The organism is Pseudomonas sp. BIGb0278, from assembly GCF_024809895.1.
Taxonomy (GTDB): Bacteria; Pseudomonadota; Gammaproteobacteria; order Pseudomonadales; family Pseudomonadaceae; genus Aquipseudomonas; species Aquipseudomonas shirazensis.
In genome coordinates this window covers 683,520-706,043 of sequence record NZ_JANUEL010000001.1, presented here as the reverse complement: position 1 = coordinate 706,043, position 22,524 = coordinate 683,520, and the positions used below count along the sequence as shown (strand labels likewise).

26 protein-coding genes, 1 tRNA gene and 1 pseudogene are annotated in these 22,524 nt (G+C 59.6%); 9 read left to right on the top strand and 19 right to left on the bottom strand.

What is annotated here, in order from left to right; translation table 11 throughout:
- Nucleotides 1–52: 52 nt before the first annotated feature.
- Nucleotides 53–466 (bottom strand): immunity 50 family protein, encoded by a 414-nt coding sequence (locus M2396_RS03125; protein ID WP_259073092.1) that lies wholly within the window; start codon nt 464–466, stop codon nt 53–55.
- A gap of 157 nt (nt 467–623) precedes the next feature.
- Here M2396_RS03125 and M2396_RS03120 point away from each other — a divergent pair, with 157 nt between their 5' ends.
- The 4 genes and pseudogenes from M2396_RS03120 (at nt 624) to M2396_RS24235 (ending at nt 2,208) form a co-directional block, all read left to right on the top strand.
- Nucleotides 624–845, top strand: a complete 222-nt coding sequence (locus M2396_RS03120) for a hypothetical protein (protein WP_259073090.1) — start codon at nt 624–626, stop codon at nt 843–845.
- 43 nt (nt 846–888) lie between these two features.
- Nucleotides 889–1,101: a hypothetical protein gene (locus M2396_RS03115; RefSeq protein ID WP_259073088.1), complete on the top strand. Its 213-nt coding sequence runs from the start codon at nt 889–891 to the stop codon at nt 1,099–1,101.
- A gap of 41 nt (nt 1,102–1,142) precedes the next feature.
- Nucleotides 1,143–1,211: pseudogene (locus tag M2396_RS24240) on the top strand (hypothetical protein); the annotation flags it as partial.
- Nucleotides 1,212–1,536: 325 nt separating this feature from the next.
- Nucleotides 1,537–2,208 carry a tyrosine-type recombinase/integrase gene (locus M2396_RS24235; protein ID WP_401182952.1) on the top strand — a complete coding sequence of 224 codons (672 nt, stop codon included), beginning with the start codon at nt 1,537–1,539 and terminating at the stop codon, nt 2,206–2,208.
- 87 nt (nt 2,209–2,295) lie between these two features.
- Here M2396_RS24235 and M2396_RS03105 read toward each other — a convergent pair.
- From M2396_RS03105 to thrS, 9 genes are all read right to left on the bottom strand, one after another.
- Nucleotides 2,296–2,372, bottom strand: a tRNA-Pro gene (locus tag M2396_RS03105).
- Nucleotides 2,373–2,470: 98 nt separating this feature from the next.
- Nucleotides 2,471–2,827 carry a MerR family transcriptional regulator gene (locus M2396_RS03100; protein WP_101320614.1) on the bottom strand — a complete coding sequence of 119 codons (357 nt, stop codon included), beginning with the start codon at nt 2,825–2,827 and terminating at the stop codon, nt 2,471–2,473.
- Nucleotides 2,808–3,110 carry an integration host factor subunit alpha gene (gene ihfA / locus M2396_RS03095; RefSeq protein ID WP_002553164.1) on the bottom strand — a complete coding sequence of 101 codons (303 nt, stop codon included), beginning with the start codon at nt 3,108–3,110 and terminating at the stop codon, nt 2,808–2,810. The genes M2396_RS03100 and ihfA overlap by 20 nt, the downstream gene beginning before the upstream one ends.
- A gap of 4 nt (nt 3,111–3,114) precedes the next feature.
- A complete protein-coding gene (gene pheT / locus M2396_RS03090; protein ID WP_259072997.1) occupies nt 3,115–5,496 on the bottom strand; it encodes a phenylalanine--tRNA ligase subunit beta in 2,382 nt (793 codons plus the stop codon).
- 31 nt (nt 5,497–5,527) lie between these two features.
- Nucleotides 5,528–6,544 carry a phenylalanine--tRNA ligase subunit alpha gene (pheS, locus tag M2396_RS03085; RefSeq protein WP_101320618.1) on the bottom strand — a complete coding sequence of 339 codons (1,017 nt, stop codon included), beginning with the start codon at nt 6,542–6,544 and terminating at the stop codon, nt 5,528–5,530.
- Between the two features lie 109 nt (nt 6,545–6,653).
- Nucleotides 6,654–7,010, bottom strand: a complete 357-nt coding sequence (rplT, locus tag M2396_RS03080) for a 50S ribosomal protein L20 (RefSeq protein ID WP_043860801.1) — start codon at nt 7,008–7,010, stop codon at nt 6,654–6,656.
- A gap of 27 nt (nt 7,011–7,037) precedes the next feature.
- On the bottom strand, nt 7,038–7,232 hold the full coding sequence (rpmI, locus tag M2396_RS03075) for a 50S ribosomal protein L35 (protein ID WP_028696462.1): 195 nt from the start codon (nt 7,230–7,232) through the stop codon (nt 7,038–7,040).
- 60 nt (nt 7,233–7,292) lie between these two features.
- The gene (gene infC, locus M2396_RS03070) at nt 7,293–7,844 is read right to left on the bottom strand and encodes a translation initiation factor IF-3 (RefSeq protein ID WP_178080772.1); all 552 of its coding nucleotides are present in this window, start codon (nt 7,842–7,844) and stop codon (nt 7,293–7,295) included.
- Nucleotides 7,844–9,766 carry a threonine--tRNA ligase gene (thrS, locus tag M2396_RS03065; RefSeq protein ID WP_259072990.1) on the bottom strand — a complete coding sequence of 641 codons (1,923 nt, stop codon included), beginning with the start codon at nt 9,764–9,766 and terminating at the stop codon, nt 7,844–7,846. Before thrS ends, infC begins: the two co-directional genes overlap by 1 nt.
- 336 nt (nt 9,767–10,102) lie before the next feature.
- Here thrS and M2396_RS03060 point away from each other — a divergent pair, with 336 nt between their 5' ends.
- Nucleotides 10,103–10,405, top strand: coding sequence for a hypothetical protein (locus tag M2396_RS03060; protein WP_101320622.1), 303 nt, complete (start codon nt 10,103–10,105; stop codon nt 10,403–10,405).
- Nucleotides 10,406–10,565: 160 nt separating this feature from the next.
- Nucleotides 10,566–10,778, top strand: coding sequence for a cold-shock protein (locus M2396_RS03055; RefSeq protein ID WP_003179963.1), 213 nt, complete (start codon nt 10,566–10,568; stop codon nt 10,776–10,778).
- A 105-nt stretch (nt 10,779–10,883) separates the two neighbouring features.
- On the opposite strand, the gene M2396_RS03050 is transcribed toward M2396_RS03055, so the two are convergent.
- Nucleotides 10,884–11,207, bottom strand: a complete 324-nt coding sequence (locus tag M2396_RS03050) for an I78 family peptidase inhibitor (protein WP_259072954.1) — start codon at nt 11,205–11,207, stop codon at nt 10,884–10,886.
- A 284-nt stretch (nt 11,208–11,491) separates the two neighbouring features.
- Here M2396_RS03050 and M2396_RS03045 point away from each other — a divergent pair, with 284 nt between their 5' ends.
- Complete coding sequence (locus M2396_RS03045; RefSeq protein ID WP_259072953.1) at nt 11,492–11,707, top strand: hypothetical protein; 216 nt, start codon at nt 11,492–11,494, stop codon at nt 11,705–11,707.
- On the opposite strand, the gene M2396_RS03040 is transcribed toward M2396_RS03045, so the two are convergent.
- The 7 genes from M2396_RS03040 to M2396_RS03010 form a co-directional block, all read right to left on the bottom strand.
- Nucleotides 11,679–12,686, bottom strand: a complete 1,008-nt coding sequence (locus tag M2396_RS03040) for a nucleoside hydrolase (protein ID WP_101320628.1) — start codon at nt 12,684–12,686, stop codon at nt 11,679–11,681. The genes M2396_RS03045 and M2396_RS03040 overlap by 29 nt on opposite strands.
- Before the next feature lie 64 nt (nt 12,687–12,750).
- A complete protein-coding gene (rbsD, locus tag M2396_RS03035; RefSeq protein ID WP_259072952.1) occupies nt 12,751–13,155 on the bottom strand; it encodes a D-ribose pyranase in 405 nt (134 codons plus the stop codon).
- Nucleotides 13,152–14,060 carry a ribokinase gene (gene rbsK, locus M2396_RS03030; protein WP_259072951.1) on the bottom strand — a complete coding sequence of 303 codons (909 nt, stop codon included), beginning with the start codon at nt 14,058–14,060 and terminating at the stop codon, nt 13,152–13,154. The genes rbsD and rbsK overlap by 4 nt, the downstream gene beginning before the upstream one ends.
- 9 nt (nt 14,061–14,069) lie before the next feature.
- Complete coding sequence (locus M2396_RS03025; protein WP_259072949.1) at nt 14,070–15,095, bottom strand: LacI family DNA-binding transcriptional regulator; 1,026 nt, start codon at nt 15,093–15,095, stop codon at nt 14,070–14,072.
- A gap of 4 nt (nt 15,096–15,099) precedes the next feature.
- Nucleotides 15,100–16,083 carry an ABC transporter permease gene (locus tag M2396_RS03020; protein WP_101320636.1) on the bottom strand — a complete coding sequence of 328 codons (984 nt, stop codon included), beginning with the start codon at nt 16,081–16,083 and terminating at the stop codon, nt 15,100–15,102.
- Entirely contained in the window at nt 16,080–17,633 is a 1,554-nt protein-coding gene (locus M2396_RS03015) for a sugar ABC transporter ATP-binding protein (protein WP_259072947.1), read from the bottom strand. Before M2396_RS03015 ends, M2396_RS03020 begins: the two co-directional genes overlap by 4 nt.
- A gap of 20 nt (nt 17,634–17,653) precedes the next feature.
- Nucleotides 17,654–18,607 carry a sugar ABC transporter substrate-binding protein gene (locus tag M2396_RS03010; protein ID WP_220633877.1) on the bottom strand — a complete coding sequence of 318 codons (954 nt, stop codon included), beginning with the start codon at nt 18,605–18,607 and terminating at the stop codon, nt 17,654–17,656.
- Between the two features lie 335 nt (nt 18,608–18,942).
- On the opposite strand from M2396_RS03010, the gene M2396_RS03005 reads away from it, so the two are divergent.
- Together M2396_RS03005 and M2396_RS03000 are read left to right on the top strand one after the other, a co-directional pair.
- On the top strand, nt 18,943–20,031 hold the full coding sequence (locus tag M2396_RS03005) for an asparaginase (RefSeq protein ID WP_101320642.1): 1,089 nt from the start codon (nt 18,943–18,945) through the stop codon (nt 20,029–20,031).
- A 154-nt stretch (nt 20,032–20,185) separates the two neighbouring features.
- Complete coding sequence (locus tag M2396_RS03000; protein WP_101320644.1) at nt 20,186–20,428, top strand: DUF1654 domain-containing protein; 243 nt, start codon at nt 20,186–20,188, stop codon at nt 20,426–20,428.
- 8 nt (nt 20,429–20,436) lie between these two features.
- Here M2396_RS03000 and M2396_RS02995 read toward each other — a convergent pair whose 3' ends face one another.
- The gene (locus M2396_RS02995; RefSeq protein WP_259074213.1) at nt 20,437–22,488 is read right to left on the bottom strand and encodes a PAS domain-containing sensor histidine kinase; all 2,052 of its coding nucleotides are present in this window, start codon (nt 22,486–22,488) and stop codon (nt 20,437–20,439) included.
- Between the last annotated feature and the right edge of the window lie 36 nt (nt 22,489–22,524).

The window sequence follows — 22,524 nt, the reverse complement described above, 5'->3', positions numbered from 1 at the left end:
TAGACTTACTCCTCGCTGAAGGCTGAGACGCTGGCCAAGAGCTAGATAGCATTTACATCAGGGTCGTTACATCTCCTACCTCAACCCGCGCACATCTGATCACCCCGCCAAAGCCGAATATTGAACTGACGTTAACTTCAATCAATTGCTCGGCCTTTCGCGAAAATCCTATTGAATCAATGACGTTCTGATGGTTGAAGTCTTCAACAGAAAAGGTGTGCAAATCGTAGAACAACAGCTCGATCAGGAGGCTTTGGAAACAAACTACTTCGTAGTCTGCTGTCCCTTGGCCAATTTCTTTGTAACGACGAACGTTGACGCACAAACGAGCGGACGAGGAAGCCGCATACCCAACTCCGCTTCGGGACACAGACACTGAAATGACTTCTGCATCGTGAAATCTTGGCCAGAAGCCTATCGCCTTGACTACTTTCTCTGTGTTTTGCACACAGCTTGGCCCATCCATGAGAAACGCTCCAAAACAACACCCTGCATTCTACTCATCGCTGAGCACATGCCTCAAAGCTTTCAAGTGACGATCGACACCGACCTCGAAGCATTCAAACAGCCTACCCCCTACAACTCAAGCCCGCCGACATGCGCGGACATGGAGAGCTATTGCCATGCAAATCGTCACCGTGACCACCACGGTCATCACCCGCTTTGACGTCCCTGAGGGTGTGGGCATCGACCTGAACCGCCACCAGGCGCTGCCCTTTCTCAGTGAAAACGACGAAGACACCGATGCAGTCTGCGTTCTGCAGAACACCGCGCTGAACAGGGTTTACCTGGGCGCCGCCGATGCTCGCTCCCAGTCAGTCGAGGATTCCATCACCGAAGGCTAGGCCTGACCACCAACCTGCCGCCACCGGCGGCGTGGAGACCATAATGAAAAATGAGCTCATCAAGATCAGCGAGTTCCAGCGTAGGAAGTGGGATGCGAACGGCACCCCGCTGTGCTCTCAAGCGATTCGCAATCACCTTCGTAACCGCAAGATCCCAGGCGAGCGGATAGGAAACATCTGGTACGTCGATTGGGCTGCATACCAACGAGTCACCGGATACCACCTAGTTGATATGGTGCTGAAAGGAGCGGCATGATGGTCCCCTGACCAAGGAACAAGGCCAACAAAGGCCTGCCCATGAATCTATATTTCGACGCCCGGAGGGGCACATATCGCTATCGTCGCCCCACCGACGGAAAGTGGTTTCAGTTCGGCAATGATCGAGCTCGGGCTATCGATGCGGCCGCCCAGCTCAATATCACTTTCCTGCGTGGCGGTGATTTGGTGGCCGAGGTGCTCGGCGAAACCACTGTCACCCTGGGCGAGTTCCTTTCAACTTACGAGCGCGACGTGCTGCCGCCACGTGAACTCGCAGAGGCTACGCTCGATCTGTACGCGGTTCGTTTCAAGCAGATTCGGGCTGAACTTGCCGAACGCCCGATCGACCAGATCACGATCAGAATGGTTGCCGAGTTCCTAGAAACCCCTCACGCCACGTGTAAGGAACCAAGCACGCGCGATACTGATCGATGTGCTCAACCACGCAGCAGCAAAGGGCCTGTGTCCGGACAATCCTGCCTCCAACACAATCCCGAAGCTGGAAAAGAAGCAGCGCAAGCGGCACACAGTGGAAGGCTTGAAAGCCATACGGGAAAAATCGCCGCACTGGCTCAAGAACGCAGTCGATTTAGCGCTCATCACTGCGCAGCGCCGCAGCGACATTCTCGATATGAAGTTCGAGGATGTGCGCGAAGGTCACCTGTATGTTGTGCAGAGCAAAACGGAGAAGACGTCCGACGCCGGATGGCTAAAACTGAGAGTTACCGAACACCTCGGCGAGGTGATCACCAGATGCAGAGATGATGTTTTGTCTCCATACCTGGTGCATCGCAGGCCAGAACGGAAGAAAAAGCGAGAGGGGAAAGATCACTGGACGAAGATCGACGAGAGGTTTCTCACGCGAGCTTTCAAAGATGCGAGGGATGCCGCTGGATGTTATCGCGACCTCAAGGAGGAAGAGATGCCAGGTTTTCATGAAGTGCGCGCCCTCTCCCTTCACTTGTACAAGCGAGCCGGGAAGGACGGTCAGAAGACTGCCGGGCATGCGACCGAAGGCATGACCAGGAACTACCAGAAGGGGCACGAGGATGTGGTGTGGTCCGAAGTCGACGCCGACTTGGATATCGTTGAAATAGCCGGATAGTTTTGCGCGCATTTTGCGCAAGTTTTGCGCGCGGCCGCCCATAAAAAAATCCAGCCACCGCTAAGTGTCTGGATTTCTAGGGATTTTTGGTCGGGACGGAGTGATTCGAACACTCGACCCCTTGCACCCCATGCAAGTGCGCTACCGGGCTGCGCTACGCCCCGAACTGCTCTCGATACTGCTGAGAACGGTACAAAATCTACCCTAACCTTTTGATTAATGAAAGCTTTTTTTCGAAAAACTTTCCACTCGTCGGATCAGGTTATTTCTTCAACACCACCAGCACATCTTCCAACTCGACAATCATCTGCCGAATCATCTGCTTGTACTGCGTCGTGTCGTCCTTGGCTTCATCGCTGGACATGCGCAAGCGCGCACCGCCGATGGTGAAGCCTTGGTCGTACAGTAACGCGCGGATCTGGCGGATCATCAGCACGTCTTGGCGCTGATAATACCGGCGGTTGCCGCGACGCTTGACGGGGTTGAGCTGGGGAAACTCCTGCTCCCAGTAGCGCAGCACGTGCGGTTTTACCGCACAGAGTTCGCTGACTTCACCAATGGTGAAGTAGCGTTTGCCCGGGATGGGGGGCAGCTCGTCGTTATGACTTGGTTCCAGCATAGGCCTCAACCCGGGCTTTCAATTTCTGCCCTGGACGAAAGGTGACGACGCGGCGTGCGGTGATCGGGATTTCTTCCCCAGTTTTGGGGTTGCGGCCCGGCCGTTGGCGTTTGTCGCGAAGATCAAAGTTGCCGAATCCGGACAACTTGACCTGCTCGTTATCTTCAAGCGCGTGGCGGATCTCTTCGAAAAACAACTCGACGAGTTCCTTCGCCTCTCGCTTGTTAAGCCCAAGCTCCTCGTACAGCCTCTCGGCCATCTCAGCTTTCGTCAGAGCACCCATGCCGTTATTTCCTTAACGTGGTGTTCAACCTTTGTTCGAGCGAGGTGAGGATCAACTGCAGGGTGGCATTCACCTCATCGTCATTAAGAGTGCGCGATGGATGCTGCCAGGTCAAGCCGACCGCGAGGCTTTTTCTATCAGGATCAATGCCTTTACCCTGGTAGACGTCAAACAGCCTGAGGTCTGTGAGCCATTCGCCTGCATTGTCACGAATTGCTTCAAGGACGTCGCTGGCGGCCACATCACGGCCGGCAATCAGGGCCAGGTCGCGGCGGGTTTCAGGGAACTTGGACAGTTCGCTGAATTTCGGCAGGCAACCTTCGACCACTTCTTCCAGGATCAGCTCGAAGACGAACACCGGGCGATCCAGGTCGAGGGTCTTGGCCAGCTCTGGGTGCAGAGCACCGAGGTAGCCGACTTCCTTGCCGTCGCGTTCGATACGGGCGGTCTGGCCTGGGTGCAGGGCTGGGTGCTTGCCCGCGACGAACTTGAACTCACCGAGCGCGCCAGAGTAACCCAGCACCGCTTCAACGTCGGCTTTGACGTCGAAGAAGTCGATGCCATCGCGTGGATTGGCCCAGCCTTCTGGCAAGCGGGTACCGGTGACGACGCCGGCGAGCATCGGCTGCTGCTTGAGGTCGCCGAGTTGGCCGACAAAGCGTTGGCCGCTCTCGAACAGGCGCACGCGGTCTTGCTGGCGGTTAAGGTTGTGCTGCAGCGCTTTGACCAGGCCAGGCCACAACGAGGCGCGCATGGCGGCCATGTCGTTGGAGATCGGGTTGGCCAGCAGCAGCGGCTCGACGCCAGGGCTGAACAGCTCGAACAGTTTCGGGTCGATGAAGCTGTAGGTGATTGCTTCCTGATAACCGCGAGCTACCAGCAGGCGGCGCAGGGTTGGCAGCTCACCGCGGGCTTCCGGCGCGCCTTTGGGGGCGAGACGGGCTTGCGGATAGCGCACTGGCAGGTGGTTGTAGCCATACAGACGGGCCAGTTCTTCGATCAGGTCGACTTCAAGACTGATATCGAAGCGATGGCTTGGCACTTGTACCGTCCACTGCCCTGCCCCATCAGCGCTGGTGGTCAGCTCGAGGGCGTTGAGCAGTTGCTCGACCTGGGCTGGGTCCATGTCCATGCCGAGCATCTGGCTGATGCGTTCGGCGCGCAGAGTGATCGGCGCAACTTTCGGCAGGTGCTGCTCGCTGACTGCTTCGACGATCGGGCCGGCTTCGCCGCCGACGATTTCCAGCAGCAGCGCGGTCGCGCGCTCCATGGCTTCGCGAGCCAATTGCGAGTCGACGCCGCGCTCGTAGCGGTGTGAGGCATCGGTGTGCAGACCATAGGAACGGGCCTTGCCAGCGACGGAAATCGGCTCGAAGAAGGCGCTCTCAAGGAACAGATCGCGGGTCTTCTCGGTATTCACGCCGCTGTGCTCGCCACCCATGACGCCGGCAATGGCCAGGGCCCGGGTGTGGTCGGCGATGACCAGGGTGTCGCTACGCAGGGCGACTTCCTGACCGTCGAGCAGGACCAGCTTCTCGCCTTCCTCGGCCATCCGCACGCGGATGCCACCGTTGATTTCGGCGAGGTCGAAGGCGTGCATCGGCTGGCCGAGCTCGAGCATCACGTAGTTGGTGATGTCGACTGCAGCGTCGATGCTGCGCACGTCGCTGCGGCGCAGGCGCTCTACCAGCCACAGCGGGCTTGGCTTGGCCAGGTCGACGTTGCGGATCACGCGGCCGAGGTAACGCGGGCACGCGGCCGGGGCCGAGACTTCAACCGAGCGCACTTCGTCGTGGCTGGCGGCAACGGCCGGCACGTCGATGCGGGTAACCGGCACGTCGTACAGGGCGCTGACATCGCGCGCCATACCGGCCACCGAGAGGCAGTCGCCACGGTTCGGGGTCAGGCCGATTTCGATGCTGGCGTCGTCGAGATTGAGGTATTCACGGATGTCCTGACCAACCGGCGCATCGGCGGCCAGTTCAAGCAGGCCGTCGTTTTCTTCGCTGATCTGCAACTCGGCAGCCGAGCACAGCATGCCGTTGGATTCAACGCCACGCAGTTTGGCCTTTTTGATCTTGAAGTCGCCTGGCAGCTCGGCTCCGATCATGGCGAAGGGGATCTTCAGGCCCGGGCGCACGTTAGACGCGCCGCAGACGACTTGGAAGGTCTCCTGGCCGTTGCTGACCTGGCACACACGCAGCTTGTCGGCATCCGGGTGCTGCTCGGTGCTGAGCACTTCGCCGACGATGATACCGCTGAACTGGCCAGCCGCCGGCGTGACGCTGTCGACTTCGAGGCCGGCCATGGACAGACGAGCAACCAGCTCGTCGCGGGAGACTTGCGGGTTTACCCAACCGCGCAGCCACTGTTCACTGAATTTCATGCTGTTCTCCTGAATATGGTCGAGGTGTGGCCTAGCGGAATTGCGCCAGGAACCGCAGGTCGTTGTCGAAGAACAGACGCAAATCGTTGACGCCATAACGCAGCATGGCCAGACGCTCGGCGCCCATGCCGAAGGCAAAGCCCTGGAACTCTTCCGGGTCGATGCCAGACATGCGCAGCACGTTCGGATGGACCATGCCGCAGCCCATCACTTCCAGCCAGCCGGTCTGCTTGCACACGCGGCAGCCTTTGCCGGAACACATCACGCACTGAATGTCGACTTCAGCGGACGGTTCGGTGAAGGGGAAGAACGACGGACGGAAACGTACATCCAGCTGCTTCTCGAAGAACACCCGCAGGAATTCTTCGATGGTGCCCTTGAGGTCGGCAAAGTTGATGTCGCGATCGATCAACAAGCCTTCCACCTGGTGGAACATCGGCGAATGGGTGATATCCGAATCGCAGCGATAGACGCGGCCAGGGCAGACAATGCGAATCGGCGGCTGGGTCGATTCCATGGTACGTACCTGCACCGGCGAGGTGTGGGTGCGCAGCAGCATGTTGGCATTGAAGTAGAAGGTGTCGTGCATCGCCCGGGCCGGGTGGTGGCCGGGGATGTTGAGCGCCTCGAAGTTGTGATAGTCGTCTTCGACCTCAGGGCCTTCGGCGATGCCGTAGCCAATGTGGGTGAAGAACTGTTCGATGCGTTCGAGGGTACGGGTGATCGGGTGCAGGCCGCCAGTGGTCTGGCCACGGCCCGGCAGGGTCACGTCAATGCATTCGGCAGCCAGGCGAGCGCTGAGCTCGGCCTCTTCAAAGCCAGCCTTGCGCGCATTGAGCACTTCGGTGACGCGTTCCTTGGCGTCGTTGATCAGCGCTCCAACCTTGGGGCGCTCTTCGGCTGGCAGGTTGCCCAGGGTCTTCATCACCTGGGTCAGCTCGCCTTTCTTGCCGAGAAATTGAACCCGGATCTGTTCCAGGGCATTGATGTCTTCAGCGCGCTCCACAGCTTCAAGGGCTTGGGAGACCAGCGCGTCCAGGTTTTCCATGTACAGACTCCAGATACAAAAATAGGGGAAGAGCTTTGAAGGCTCTTCCCCTATCGATGACGTTCAACACCCGACGGCGCATACGCCGCCGGATGATTGTCGTGGGTACTTAAGCCAGAACGGCTTTAGCTTTCTCGACAATCGCAGCAAACGCCGCTTTTTCGTTCACTGCCAGGTCAGCCAGAACTTTACGGTCGATTTCGATCGACGCTTTTTTCAGGCCAGCAATCAGGCGGCTGTAAGACAGACCGTTGACGCGAGCACCAGCGTTGATACGAGCGATCCACAGAGCGCGGAACTGACGTTTTTTCTGGCGACGGTCACGGTAGGCGTATTGACCAGCCTTGATGACAGCCTGCTTGGCAACACGGAATACGCGCGAACGTGCACCGTAGTAACCTTTAGCCAGTTTCAGAATTTTTTTGTGACGCTTACGAGCAATTACGCCGCGCTTTACACGAGCCATGAGTAACTTCCTCTATCTAGACCAGAATTAACGAACGCGCAGCATGCGCGCGACTTTTGCCACGTCAGACGGGTGCAGCATGCTGCTACCACGCAGTTGACGCTTACGCTTGGTCGACATTTTGGTCAGGATGTGGCTCTTGAAAGCGTGCTTGTGCTTGAAGCCGGTCGCCGTTTTCAGGAAACGCTTCGCTGCACCGCTCTTGGTTTTCATTTTTGGCATGTTCGTAACTCCGCATTGGGGTGGATAAACATAACCGCAAGGCCTGCCGTGCCCTGGTGGTTATTTCTTTTTCTTGGGGGCGATGACCATCAAAAGTTGGCGTCCTTCCATCTTCGGATGCTGTTCGACGGTCCCGTATTCGGCGAGATCAGCTTCGATCCGCTTCAGCAGTTCCATACCCAGCTCCTGGTGGGCCATCTCACGACCACGGAATCTCAGAGAGATCTTGGTCTTGTCCCCATCACTTAGGAAACGTACCAGGTTGCGTAGTTTTACCTGGTAATCCCCTTCCTCCGTCCCTGGACGAAACTTGATTTCTTTGATCTGGATGATCTTCTGGTTTTTCTTGGCTGCAGCCTGCTGCTTCTTCTTCTCGAACAGGCTTTTGCCGTAGTCCATGACTTTACAGACAGGAGGTACGGCGTCAGCAGAAATCTCTACCAGATCCAGCTTCGCTTCTTCAGCGATACGAAGCGCTTCTTCGATCGAGACGATGCCCAACTGTTCACCGTCAGCACCAATTAACCGAACCTCGCGTGCAGAGATATTCTCGTTGATCGGGGCCTTCGGTGCAGCTCGTTTATCGTTTCTCATATCACGCTTAATAATCATTACTCCGATTCTTGGCGACCACGCCGGGAAACCGCATGCGCAAGGAACTCGGCGAATTGGGCGACGGGCATGGAGCCCAGGTCTGCGCCTTCGCGAGTACGCACAGCGACGGTTTGCGTTTCGACTTCACGGTCCCCTATAACCAAAAGGTACGGGACCTTGAGCAAAGTATGCTCGCGGATTTTAAAGCCGATCTTCTCATTTCTCAAGTCAGACTTGGCACGAAAACCGCTATCGGTCAGATTTTTTTCAACCTGAAGGGCAAAATCGGCCTGTTTGTCAGTGATGTTCATGACCACTGCCTGGGTTGGCGCCAGCCAAGCCGGGAATACGCCAGCGTAGTGCTCGATCAGCATACCGATGAAGCGTTCGAACGAACCGAGGATGGCGCGGTGCAGCATTACCGGGCGCTTGCGCGCGTTATCTTCGGCAATGTAGCTGGCGTCCAGACGCTCAGGCAGGTTCGGATCGTACTGCAGGGTACCACACTGCCAGTTACGGCCAAGGCAGTCACGCAGGGTGAACTCGATTTTCGGGCCGTAGAAGGCGCCCTCGCCTGGCTGATATTCCCACTCCAGGCCGGATTCGTTAAGTGCATCAGCCAGGGCGCCTTCGGCGCGATCCCACAGCTCGTCCGAACCGACACGCTTGGCCGGACGGGTCGAAAGCTTCATGGCGACGTCGACGAAACCGAAGTCTTTATAGACATCGAGGGTCAGCTTGATGAAGTCGGCCGCTTCTTTCTTGACCTGATCTTCGGTGCAGAAGATGTGCGCATCATCCTGAACGAAACCACGCACACGCATGATGCCGTGCAGCGCGCCAGATGGCTCGTTACGGTGGCATGCACCGAACTCGGCCAAACGCAGTGGCAGGTCGCGGTACGACTTCAGACCCTGATTGAACACCTGCACGTGGCACGGGCAGTTCATCGGCTTGACCGCGTAATCACGGCTTTCCGACGATGTGGTGAACATGTTTTCGGCGTAGTTGGACCAGTGACCGGAACGCTCCCAGAGGATTCGATCGACCACTTGCGGGGTCTTGATCTCAAGGTAGCCGTTCTGACGCTGCACAGTACGCATGTACTGCTCGAGCACCTGATAAACAGTCCAGCCGTTCGGATGCCAGAAGACCATGCCCGGCGCTTCTTCCTGCAGGTGGAACAGGTCTAGCTGCTTGCCGATCTTGCGGTGATCGCGTTTCTCGGCTTCTTCGATGCGCTGAATGTAGGCAGCCAGCTGCTTCTTGTCAGCCCAGGCGGTGCCGTACACGCGCTGCAGCTGCTCGTTCTTGGCGTCGCCGCGCCAGTAGGCGCCGGACAGCTTGGTCAGCTTGAACGATTTGAGGAAGCGGGTATTGGGCACGTGCGGTCCGCGGCACATGTCGACGTATTCTTCGTGATGGTACAGACCCATGGTCTGCTCATCCGGCATGTCCTCAACAAGGCGCAGCTTGTAGTCTTCGCCACGGGCCTGGAACACGTCGATGACTTCGGCGCGCGGGGTGACCTTCTTGATGACGTCGTAGTCTTTCTCGATCAGCTGCTGCATGCGCTTTTCGATGGCAGCGAGGTCATCAGGGGTGAAGGGGCGCTCATAGGCGATATCGTAATAGAAGCCGTCATCGATGACGGGGCCGATTACCATCTTGGCGGTCGGGTACAGCTGCTTGACTGCGTGGCCGACCAGGTGGGCGCACGAGTGACGGATGATTTCCAGCCCCTCTTCATCTTTGGGGGTGATGATCTGCAGGGTGGCGTCGTGCTCGATCAGGTCGCAGGCATCGACCAGCTTGCCGTCGACTTTACCGGCCAGGGTGGCCTTGGCCAGGCCAGCGCCAATCGAGGCGGCGACTTCGGCTACGGATACAGCGTGATCGAACGAACGTTGACTGCCATCGGGAAGAGTAATGGTGGGCATGGCGCCTCCTCTCCTAGTGGTGACCCCTACCAAAGGTCACGTGGGTTGGGATGAGCCAGTACAAGATCCGACCTGCCTTCCTTAATAGAGGAAGCCTGCCTCACAGTGGCAGAAGCCTTTCGACTTGTCAGGGGCGAACCAGAGTGACTGGAAATAGAAAGATAGCTGCTGGCTGCCTCTGGGCAACTGCAAGCCGAGCATGCTAGCACGCAGGTTAGCGGCCAGGCACGAATATTTGGTAAATGCGTAAATCCGGTGAACTGTGAGTAAAAAAGCCTATCAGATTTGCTGATGCATCCGATTTTCATCAGACCTATATCAAGGGAGTGTCTGGTTATGCGACTTCAGTCTCTTCTGGCCCTGACCGCCGCGGGGGCACTGCTGCTGCCCATGGCGGCCCAAGCCGACTGGCCAGCCGGCAAGAAAGACGCCTACATGCAGCAATGCGTGCAGGTGGCCACCCAGCAAGGCGTCAGCGCCAAGGACGCCGACACCCACTGCAAGTGTGGTGCCCAGGCAATCGAGAAGAATTTCAGCAAGGCTGAGATCGAAGACCTCGACAGCAAGGACGGTGTTGACGCGAAATTGATGCAAAAGGCTCAAACTGTGGTAAAACAGGCGTGCACGACGAAAGGTTGACCGCCTAACAGCGGGCTTCCGAGCCTTTATTTGCGCTGTATCAGTTTTCTTCGCAGTTAAAAGGCGCGACACGCGCAGAATTAGACTATGATGTACCTGGCGCACGCAGCTTCGGCTACATCTGCACCGATAAAAAATTACGTTTCTGGAGATTCACCCCATGTCCAATCGCCAAACCGGCACCGTCAAGTGGTTCAACGATGAAAAAGGCTTCGGCTTCATCACTCCTCAAGGCGGCGGCGACGACCTGTTCGTACACTTCAAAGCCATCGAATCCGACGGCTTCAAGAGCCTGAAAGAAGGCCAGACTGTTTCCTTCGTTGCCGAAAAAGGCCAGAAGGGTATGCAGGCTGCACAGGTTCGTCCGGAGTAATTCGGATGCTGTAAAAAAACCCGCCCTCGTGGCGGGTTTTTTTATGCCTGAATTTTACAGATTGGTCGCCGCCGCCCATGGCGCCAGCGACCATTAAAGAGCAAATCAGCCGCAGTTGACGCGGACGACGTTACCCTGCTCGTCAACATTGAGGTTGAGTCGCTCGGAGCGGTACTCCAGGGTGACCATATCGTGCGGTTTGAGGATGCGGGCCATTTGCGAGCCGCTGGCTTTGCGCGCCTGCTCAAGCAGCTCGGGTGTGCCCGGTTTGCCTACGGTGAAGTCAGCACCGCTGGCGTTGCAGCGGCCATCGTTGCCAGCCGAGGCTGCCGGTGCGCTGTTGTCACCGCCCGGCGCGCTGCCAGTGCTGCAACCAGCCAGCGCAATAGCTACCAGCACGGTTGCCAGAGAAGCACGGGTACGGAACATGAATCCTCCTAATCATCATGGGAACTGCTGTATGCGACAGTAGTGCGCAATATTCGTTGCAAAACACCCAAGTGTGCCTGACTCGCGCCCGCGAGGGGAAACAGCAATCGTCACCGGGTTTTGCACCGAATAAATAGTTTGTCGCGCACGGACTGTTATGCCTAAGTCGCAGGGCTCTTGACGCAAAGGCATGATTTACTGCAATAAGTGGAGTGCAGCATGCCTCCCTACGAACGCCAGGGCCCGGTGTTCGATCTATAGTCCGAACCAACGAGAAATTTCCAATGCGCAGCCTCAGCATCGATGCCGACATCCAGGTCCACTTACCCGCGGGCCATCGCTCGTACGCACCAGGCACCGCCGAGGAGCTAATGTTGATTGCCGTGGACCTGCTGGTACACGAACTCGGCAACGAAGGCTCCCGCAGCTTTATAGAGCAAGTGCTGGAGCGCTACGCGCCCCAGGCTACAGCTATGGCAATCGAGCCAGCCGCTCGCTGAGCAGATCGAACAAGCCCTGGGCATCGCCCTCCTCTACCCACATGACGTTGGCGGGCTGCTTGAGCACGCCATACCAGTCGGCAACGGTCTGACCGAAGGTCGGGCCTTCGCGACTGTCGACACTCATGTGGATCTGCCGCCCGCTGAACATCTCTGGCTTGAGCAGATAAGCAATGACGCTCGCATCATGTACCGGCCCGCCGGGCATGCCGTAGAGCTGCATGTCATGCTGAATGTAGGCGTTGAGGATGTCCACGACCTGCTTGCTGGCGCGGTTGTTGACCGCGCTCAACTGCTTGAGCCGAGCATCGCTGGTCAGCAGCTTGTGGGTGACATCCAGAGGCAGATAGGTGAGCTTGACGCCACTGGCCAACACCACCTCAGCGGCATGCGGGTCCGCGTACAGATTAAATTCAGCGACTGGCGTGATGTTTCCGCCATTGAAGTGGGCGCCGCCCATGACCACGACTTCCTTGATGCCTTGGGCGATCCCTGGCTGCTGGATCAGCGCCAAGGCCAGGTTGGTCTGCGGCCCAAGCATGGCGATGGTGATGCTGTGTGGCTTGGCTGCGCTCAGGGTATCGACCAGATACTGCACCGCATTGCCCGCGGCCAAGCTTTGCTTTGGCTCATGCACCTGCACGCCGGTAATGCCCTCCTCGCCGTGAACCTCAGCGGCGTAGATGGGCGCGCGCACCAAAGGTCGCCCAGCACCGGCGTAGACCGGTATGTCTTCGCGCCCAGCCCACTCACGGGCCAGACGCGCGTTGCGGGCGGTTTTCTCCAGGCGCACGTTGCCGGCAACCGTGGTGATCGCGCGAATGTTCAGCTCCCCGGGTGATGCCATCGCCAAAAATAGCGCCACCAGGTCATCGGCACCAGGGTCGGTGTCGATGATCAACTCGCGCGGGGCGGCGTGCAGCGCCGAGGTGGTTACAGCGGCCATGAGGACGGCTCCTTGCAACAGTTTCTTCAACATAAGGCACTCCTGCGCCAACAGTTTGCAAATTCAGGCCGCGCCACGGCGGATCGAAGCCAACAGGTCAAAACGTGACGCCAGCGACCAATGCGATATTGCTGAATGGCTTGCACTCCCCGGTGCGCACAATGACCTTGGCCTGACGACTCAGCAGCTTGAACTCACCGTGCGGCATCTGCTCGCGAACGCCGAGCAAGCCCAGCGCGCTGAGCTGCTGGATTTCAGCCAACGCCGGTGGCGCGACCTCGAACAGCTCGGCCGCCAAGACATGCCGTTCGACCTGCATTTCGCTCAGCACCACCCGCAGTACACTGGCAAAGTCCGGCAAGCCCGAGGTAATGGCCAGGTCGATCAATTCCACGCCAACCGGCACCGGCAAGCCGGCATCACCGATCACCACGATGTCGCCATGACCCAGACCGGCAATCGTGCGCGACAGAGCAATATTGAGCAGAGCGGTCTTTTTCATGGCTGCAGCTCCGCCAGATAGGGAATCGAGGGCTGCGCACCCGCACGAGTGACCGATATGGCGGCCGCGCGCTGACCGAGGGTGATCGCCTCAGCCTCACTCAGCCCACGCGCCAAGCCAGCGGCAAAGCCACCGATAAAGGTGTCACCGGCCGCAGTGGTGTCGAGCGCTTTGACCGGCGTTGCCGGATAGTGCTGGCAGCCTTGCGCGCTCACCACCAAAGCACCCTCGCTACCGAGGGTCATGATCACCTTGCCGACCCCGAACGCGAGTAACTGCTCGGCAGCGCGGCGGGCGCTGTCCTGATCGCTCACCGCAATGCCGGTCAAGGCCTGGGCCTCGCTTTCGTTGGGCGCGAGGTAGTCGATGTTGGTAAACCAGTCTGCCGGCAGCGGGCCGGTAGCGGGGGCAGGATTGAGAATCACCGTCTTGCCCAACTCACGGGCTCGGACCAAGGTCCAGGCGACCGTTGCCTGGGGCACTTCCAGTTGGCAGATGACGATATCAGCAGCCTGCAACAAGCTGTCAGCGCGCCGCACCGACTCGGCGCTGAGCAGGCCGTTGGCACCGGGGATCACCACGATTGCGTTCTGGCTGGCAGCGTCCACCACGATCAGCGCCACTCCGCTGGAAACACCCGCGCAGCTAGCCACTGCCTGACACTCAACGCCTTCGACCTGCAGCGCTTGTAGCAGCTGCGGGCCATAGGCGTCATCACCGACATTGCCGATCATGGCCACGCTGGCGCCGAGGCGCGCCACGGCCACCGCCTGGTTGGCGCCCTTGCCGCCGGGCACCGTGAAAAAACCGTCGCCGGTCAGCGTCTCGCCGGCTCGCGGCAAGCGCTCGGCGCGGGCAACCAGGTCCATGTTGAGGCTGCCGACCACTACTACCTTGGCATGCATGGGAAGTCCTTAGCGGTAATCATTGAACAGGTCCGGGCGTGGCCCGGTAGATTCGCGCATGATGATGCGCGGGGCGATGATGCGCTGCTCGGCCGGGGCGTCGTGCCGCGGCCTGGCGATGCGCGACAGCAGCAATTCGGCAGCACTCTCGCCCAGCTCGCGAATCGACTGGCCTACAGTGGTCAGCGGCGGGTATACGTAGCGACTGAGCTCGATGTCATCGAAACCGATCACCGACAGCTCGCCAGGCACGCTGATATTGCGCTCGGCGGCCGCGCGCAGGACGCCAAAGCCGATCATGTCGTTGCCGGCAAAAATCGCCGTGGGCCGCCGGCCGTCAAGCAACTGCGCCGCAGCAGCGTGGCCGCCTGGGCTGGTGAAATCACAGTGCAACACACGTGCTGCGCTGACCTCAGCCTGCGCCTCGGCCATCGCCCGATGAAAACCGGCCACGCGCAACTGGCTGACCCCAGTCTCGGCTGGCCCGCCAATACAGCCGATGTCGCGGTGGCCGAGCTCGAGCAGGTGACGGGTGGCGAGGTAAGCGCCTTGTTCGTGGTCGATCCGCACCAGGTCGGCATCTACGCCCTCCAGCGCGCGGTCGACGATGACCATCGGCGTGCGCACACAGGCCAGGCTCTGCAGCAGGTCAGTGTCTTCACCGACTGACGCTACCACCAGGCCATCAATGCGCTTTTCCAGCAATACGCGCAGGTAGCTGCGCTGCTTTTGCGGATTGTCGTCGGAGTTGCACAGGATCACGCAGTAGCCATTACGCTCGCAGCCATCCTCGATACCCCGGGCCAGCTCGGCAAAGTACGGGTTGACGCTGCTAGGCACCAACAGGCCGATAGTGGCGGTACTGCGCGCCTTGAGCGAGCGGGCTACGGCACTGGGCACGTAGTCGAGTTCGGCGATGGCAGCCTCGACCTTCAGGCGCACCTGTTCGCTGACCGGACGGGTCTTGTTCAGCACATGGGAAACGGTGGTGTAGGAAATCCCCGCCATTGCCGCGACATCTTTGATGGTTGCCATGGTTTCAGTTCCGCCGGCTCGCGCGCCGGCTGCGATAAGTGTCGAGCACCACGGCAATCACAATGACCGCCCCGGTGATAATGCGCTTGGTTGGTTCGGAAGCGCCGATCTGAGCCAGCCCGGCGGCCAGCACCGAAATAATCAGCACCCCGAAGAATGTACTGATCACCGAGCCGCGCCCGCCCATCAGGCTGGTACCACCGATCACCACGGCGGCAATCACCTGCAGTTCAAGGCCAGCACCGGCGTTCGGGTCGGCGGCCTCCAGACGAGAAATCTGGAACAGCGCGGCGAGGCCGGCGAGCAGGCCCATCAGGGTGAACACCATGATCTTGTAGGGCCGCGGGTCGATCCCGGCCAGGCGTACAGCTTCTTCATTGGTACCAATGCCGATCAGGTAGCGGCCGAACACCGTGCGTGTCAGTACAAGGTGGGCAACGACGATGACCAGCAAGGCGATGATGAAGGCTGGCGAGATGCCAAATGCTACTGGATTGGAAAACCAGGCGTAGGCATCGCCGATATAGGCCGTGCGCGAATCAGTGAACTGATAGGCCAGGCCACGGGCCATTTCCAGCACACCGAGCGAGACGATAAAGGATGGAATACGCCAGGCCACGGTAATGCAGCCAGTGACGCTGCCAGCCAGGGCGGCGACTGCCATGCCCAGCAGCGCAGCGGGCAACACGCTCCAGCCCCACCCCAGAATTGCCACGCTGACCGCCGAGGCTGCCAAGGCCAGCACCGAGCCCACCGACAGGTCGATGCCACCGATGATCAACACCAGCGTCATGCCTACTGCCAGCACCATCAGATCGGGGATCTGGTTGGCCAGGGTACTGAAGGTTGCGTACGACCAGAAATGGCTGCTCATAAACGAGAACAGCACAATCATTGCCAGCAATGCGCCGGCCAGTCCCAGGTAAGTACCCAGGCCCAGATAGGTGCCGCTGCGGCGAGCGGGAGTGTCGACGGGAGAGCTGTTCATGGGTCCATCCTGGGAGCTGCTTCATGCAGCAGAGCATCACGTTGTTGATAACCGGCGAAAGCCGCGGCAAGCAGTTGATCCTGGCTCCAGGCATCGCGCTCGAAGGTGTCGATCAGGCGACCCGCCGAGAGCACACCGATGCGATCGCAGATCAGCATCAGTTCGCGCAGGTCACTTGAAACAACCACCAGCGCCTTACCCTGGCGCGCCAACTCAGCAAGCAGGCCATAGATGTCGAACTTGGCGCCAACGTCGATACCGCGGGTCGGCTCGTCGAACAGCAGTACCTGGCAGTCGCGCTCGAGCCAGCGGCCAATCACCACCTTTTGCTGATTGCCACCGGACAACTCACTGACAGCCTGCGCCGGGCTTGCGCTGCGAATGCGCATGGCGCTGATCTGGCGCTCGGCCAAGGCTGTTTCGGCAGCGCTGTTGATGACCCCAGCACGGGACACGGCGCCCAGGTTACCGAGGGCAATATTGGCGCTGATCGACTGCGTCAGCAGCAGCCCCTCACCTTTGCGATCCTCGGTAATCAATGCAATGCCAGCACGCACAGCGGCCTTGGGCGAGTCGACAGTGATCGGCTGCGGCGGCTGACCAAGGGCAACGCTGCCGCTGTCGGCGCGGTCGGCGCCGTAGATCAGCCGCAGCAGTTCGGTACGGCCGGCGCCGATCAGGCCGGAGATACCAAAGATCTCCCCTGCCCTCACCTCGAATGAAACCTCGCACACCTTGCCGGCACGGCTGAGCTTGTCGACCTTGAGCAGCGGCGCGCCGATCTGGCGCCTGCCCAGGTCGATATGCTCGCCCACGTCACGACCGACCATCAGGTTGACCAGCTCGGCACTGTTGTAACGTTGGATCGGCTCGGCGCACACCAGCTTGCCATCGCGCAGCACCGCGATGCGCTGGGCCACACGCTGCAGCTCTTCAAGGCGATGGGATATGTACACGATAGCCACGCCGCGCTGACGCAGGCGCTCGATCTGGACAAACAGCAGCTCGACCTCGCGGGCAGTGAGCATCGCCGTAGGCTCGTCGAAGATCAGCACCCGGCAATCACCAATCAGGTTGCGGGCGATCTCGACCATCTGTTGATGGCCAATACCCAACTCACCGACCAGGGTATCCGGGTCAATCGCGTCCAGGCCCACCTGCGCCATAGCGGCGACCGCCAACTGGCGCAGGCGCTTGTGATTGATCCAGCCGAGACGGCTGGGCAGGTTGTCGAGAAACAGGTTCTCGGCAACCGTCAGGGTGGGCAGCAGGTTCAGCTCCTGCATCACCATACGCACCCCAAGCCCCTCTGCCGCACTGCGGCTGGCAGGGCTGTAAGGTTGGCCGAGGTAGCTCATGTGCCCAACGGTGGGAATTTCCAGGCCGCTGATCAACTTCGATAGCGTGCTTTTGCCGGCGCCGTTCTCACCGGTCAGCGCCAGCACTTCGCCGGCGTACAGCTCCAGCTCGACGTCAGCCAGCACAGGCTGGGCGTAGCTCTTGCCCAGCCCGCTGACCGCGAGCACCGTTTGCGTGGCCGATGCAGACATGGCCGGGTCTCCTGCCTGGATCACGGCTTGGTGATCAATTCAACCGGGGTTTGGATGACATTGTCTGCATCGACGGCGGTTTTTTCGCCCTTGATCATCTGCAGCGCAGCCTGGATGCCATATACGGCTTGCTTCTTGGCATCCTGATCGAGCGTGGCGAGCACGCGGCCATCTTTGAGCATCGGCTTGATGGCGTTGATGTTGTCATAGCCGACTACCTGAACCTGATCTTTCTTGCCTGCGGCACGCACAGCCGAGACAGCCCCAAGCGCCATGCTGTCGTTGCCGGCCAACAGCGCTTTGATCTCTGGATACTCATTGAGCATGGCCGCCGCCACCGCGTTGCCCTTGTCGATTTCCCAGTTGCCAGACTGCACCGAAACGACCTTGATCTGTGCCGCCTGCATGGCGTCCTGGAAACCAGCCGTGCGCTGTTGGGCGTTGGTAGTGGTGGAGACGCCTTCGATAATACCCACCTGATCACCTGGCTTGAGCTTTTGCTGGGCCAGATAGTCGCCGACCAGCCTGGCACCCTTGCGGTTGTCAGGGCCAACGAAGGGCACGCTGAGATTTTTGCTCTTGAGCACTTCGGGGTCGAGGCGGTTATCGATGTTGATGACGGTGATGCCGGCATCCATGGCTTTCTTGATCACCGGCACCAGCGCCTTGGAGTCAGCCGGCGCGATCACCAGCGCGTTGGCGCCAGTGGCGATCATCTGCTCGACGATGCGGATCTGGTTGCTGGTGTCGGACTCGTCCTTGATGCCGTTGGCTACCAGGTCGAAGTCGTTAGGGTGCTCTTTTTGGTAGGCCTTGGCGCCGTCTTCCATGGTGCGGAAAAACTCATTGGCCAACGACTTCATGACCAGAGCGACCTTGGGTTTTTCTTCAGCCTGACCTGCCAGGGGCAGTGCGAGCGCCAACGAGGAGACGATAGCGAGGGACAGCAGACGACCGGGGAACGGCAGTTTCATGAGATGACTCCGAATCTTGTGTTTTTTATCGGATCGCAAACGTTTGCGTTAAGCCACTATGGAAACAAGCCCTGATTTTGTCAATTGCCTGAGACGTTGTTTTGGCAAACCAGGGCCAGCGGCAGGTTACGCGGATTGGCCACGGAAAACCGAACAACTTTACCTGTATCCGTTCGGTAAGCCGAATACATCCCATCGCTGGATTTGTCTCGGCATATGAGCGAACTCCCGCCGGGAGTGGCTCAACCCAGACACGCCGCTGCGTTGGTATGAAACCTGCCTGCTAAGCTGTGCGACATATAAATCTCACCAGGAAGATCGAGAGAACAATAACGATGAAAACCGCACTGAAGACATTTGCCCCGGGCGCCCTCGCCCTGCTGCTGATCCTGCCGACTGCAGTTTCTGCCAAAGAAGCCGAGCAGCAACAAAAGCTCGCCAATGTGGTGATTCTCGCCACCGGCGGCACCATTGCCGGCGCCGGCGCCAGCGCCGCCAACAGCGCTACCTATCAGGCCGCCAAGGTAGGCATCGACAAATTGATCGCCGGCGTACCCGAGCTGGCTCAACTGGCCAATGTGCGCGGCGAGCAGGTCATGCAGATCGCATCCGAAAGCATCAGCAACGACGACCTGCTCAAGCTGGGCAAACGCGTCGCCGAGCTGGCTGACAGCAACGACGTCGACGGCATCGTTATCACCCACGGCACCGACACCCTGGAAGAAACCGCCTACTTCCTCAACCTGGTAGAAAAGACCGACAAGCCAATCGTAGTGGTCGGTTCGATGCGCCCGGGCACCGCAATGTCGGCTGACGGCATGCTCAACCTTTACAACGCCGTAGCCGTCGCCAGCGACAAGCAATCGCGCGGCAAAGGCGTACTGGTGACCATGAACGACGAAATCCAATCCGGCCGTGATGTCAGCAAGTCGATCAACATCAAGACCGAAGCGTTCAAGAGCGCCTGGGGCCCGATGGGCATGGTCGTGGAAGGCAAATCGTACTGGTTCCGCCTGCCAGCCAAGCGTCACACCTCCAACTCCGAGTTCGACATCAAGCAAATCAGCAGCCTGCCTGCCGTAGACATCGCCTACGGCTACGGCAACGTTACCGACACCGCGTACAAGGCCCTTGCGCAAAACGGCGCCAAGGCGCTGATTCATGCCGGCACCGGCAACGGCTCGGTATCGTCACGTGTGGTACCGGCTCTGCAGGAGCTGCGTAAAAACGGCGTGCAGATCATTCGCTCTTCCCACGTCAACCAGGGCGGTTTCGTACTGCGCAACGCCGAGCAGCCGGATGACAAGAATGACTGGGTCGTCGCCCACGACCTGAACCCGCAAAAAGCACGGATTCTGGCGATGGTCGCAATGACCAAGACCCAAGACAGCAAAGAGCTGCAGCGGATCTTCTGGGAATATTGATCTGTTGATTGCCTGAGCCGAGCAACGCTTTGCTCACCGCTGTCGCGGGCTGCATGGCCCGCGACAGTCACTTGGGCCAAGGCTCACGAGGTTGTTGCGAAATTGCCTGCAGTGAAATACTGTACGCACATACAGCACAACAAGGAACACCCCGATGGCCGCTGCCTCTCAAGCCACCCCCAGCCCATACCAACAACTGGGCGAGCGCATTCAGAAAATCATAAACAGCCCTACCGCCCAGCGCAGCAAGTCTGCGTTGATCTTTCGGCTGGAGCACGAGTTGCCGGATGACTGGGCAACGCTACTCGAAGAGATCGCTGAAAACGACAATGTCACCCTTGCCTACCGGGATGATGGCGGCGTGCAGATCTTCTGGACTGTACCCAAGGAAGACTGAGCAGGGACTCAAGCCCTGGCGGTAGCATCGCCCGCTTGCGGCCTGAGCAAGGCATTGACCTGCGAGGTCAGTGCCTCGAGGGCAAATGGCTTGGTCAGTATCGCCATGGTCGACTCCAGCGGCTGACGATCGAGCACTTCAGGCTGCGCATAGCCCGTCATCAGCAACACCGGCAGGTCAGGCCGCGATTGCCTGCCCGCCTCCGCCATCTGCCGCCCGTCAAGCCCGCCGGGTAAACCGATGTCGGTCACCAGCAGATCAATGCGGATGTCCGAACGCAGCAGTTGCAACCCTGCCAGGCTGTCCGCCGCCTCGATCACCACATAGCCGTAACTGCCCAGGGTTTCGCTGACAAACATGCGCACGGAGGACTCGTCATCGACCACCAAAACCGTTTCGCCAGCTGCGGCCGTGGGCTCGGCACACTCGCCAGGTTGCACCTGCGGGGCGTCCACCGCAGCGGTGTGGCCCGGCAACTGCAGCAGCACCCGCGTGCCTTTGCCCGGCTCTGACTCGATCCTCACCTGACCACCGGATTGCTTGGCAAAGCCATAGATCATCGACAAGCCAAGCCCGGTACCGGCGCCAACCGGCTTGGTCGTGAAGAACGGCTCGAAGGCCTTGCCGAGCACTTCGGCGCTCATGCCGGTACCACTGTCCGCCACGCAAATGCTCAGGTAGTTGCCGGGGCTCAACTCTGGATCAAGCTCGGGCCCAGTCGTCAGCCGCTGGTCGCGAGTGCTTATCAGAATCCTGCCGCCACCCGGCATGGCATCGCGCGAATTGATACACAGATTGAGCAAGGCGTTTTCAACCTGCGCCGGGTCGACCAGACAAGCACTGGCCTGCGCTGCCAACTCCACCTTCAGGCTGATTGCCGGCCCGACCGTACGCCGGATCAGCTCCTCCATGCCGCCAATCAAGGCATGCACATCAGTCTCGACCGGCACCAGCGTCTGCCGACGGGAGAACGCGAGCAGGCGATGGGTAAGGGCAGCCGCGCGCTGGGCGGCACCATGAGCAACGCCCAGGTAACGCTCCAGATCGGCCGTGCGCCCCTGATTCAAACGCAGCCTGATCAAGTCGAGGCTACCGCTGATGCCGGCCAGGAGATTGTTGAAATCGTGAGCGATACCCCCGGTCAGTTGGCCCACAGCTTCCATCTTCTGTGCCTGACGCAGCGCAGCCTGAGCCGCCTCGCGCTCGGCAACGGCGACGCTGATGCGGACTTCCAACGTACGATTTAGCTCGAGCAAGGCGGATTCGGCGTTCTTTCGCGCGGTGACATCCATCGAGGAGCCGATCAAACCGATCACTTCACCGGCGTCGCTCAGCAACGGCGCCTTCACTGACAGCCATACGGCTACAGAACCGTCCGGCATGTCGACCCGCTCTTCAATCTGCTCAGCCTGACCGCTGTCCATGATGCGCTGGTCGTTCGCCATGACCTGGCGCGCCTGCGCTTCGTCTTCAAGAAACTCCAGGTCGGTCTTGCCGAGGTAAACCTCGGGAGGCTTGCCGATCAGCTGCGTAGTGCCGTGGTTGGCGACCAGCATCCGTCCCTGGCGGTCCTTGGCGTACACCACGCCAGGCACTGCCGCCGTGAACGTGCGCAACAAGGCGTTTGCGCGATCGCGCTCAGCTTCGGCAACACGCCGCCCCTCAATGTCCATCAGCACGCCTGGAAAGCGCACAGCCATGCCCTGCTCATCGAGCTCGGCGCGACCATTGGCCTCTACCCAGCGATAGCAGCCGTCGTCTTGGCGAACACGATATTCACAGCGAAAGCGCCCACCGCGAGCCATGGCCTGTTCGATGTCGCGGCCAACCCGTTCGCGGTCTTGCTCGTGGATGGAGGCGAACGCCTCGGAGATCGGAATGCCGCTGGTGCAGCGTTCTGCAGACAGCCCGAATGAGCGGGCGAAGCGCTCGTCAGCCGTCACGCAGTCGTTGCGAATGTCCCACAGCCAGGTACCAATAATCGCGCCAGCGTCGAGAGCCAGTTGCAGACGCTCCGAGGCATCAGTCGGGAAAACCTGAAGACGGTCGGGCCTGACCATCGCTTCGACCCGCACCGCAGGGCCTTCTCGATCCAT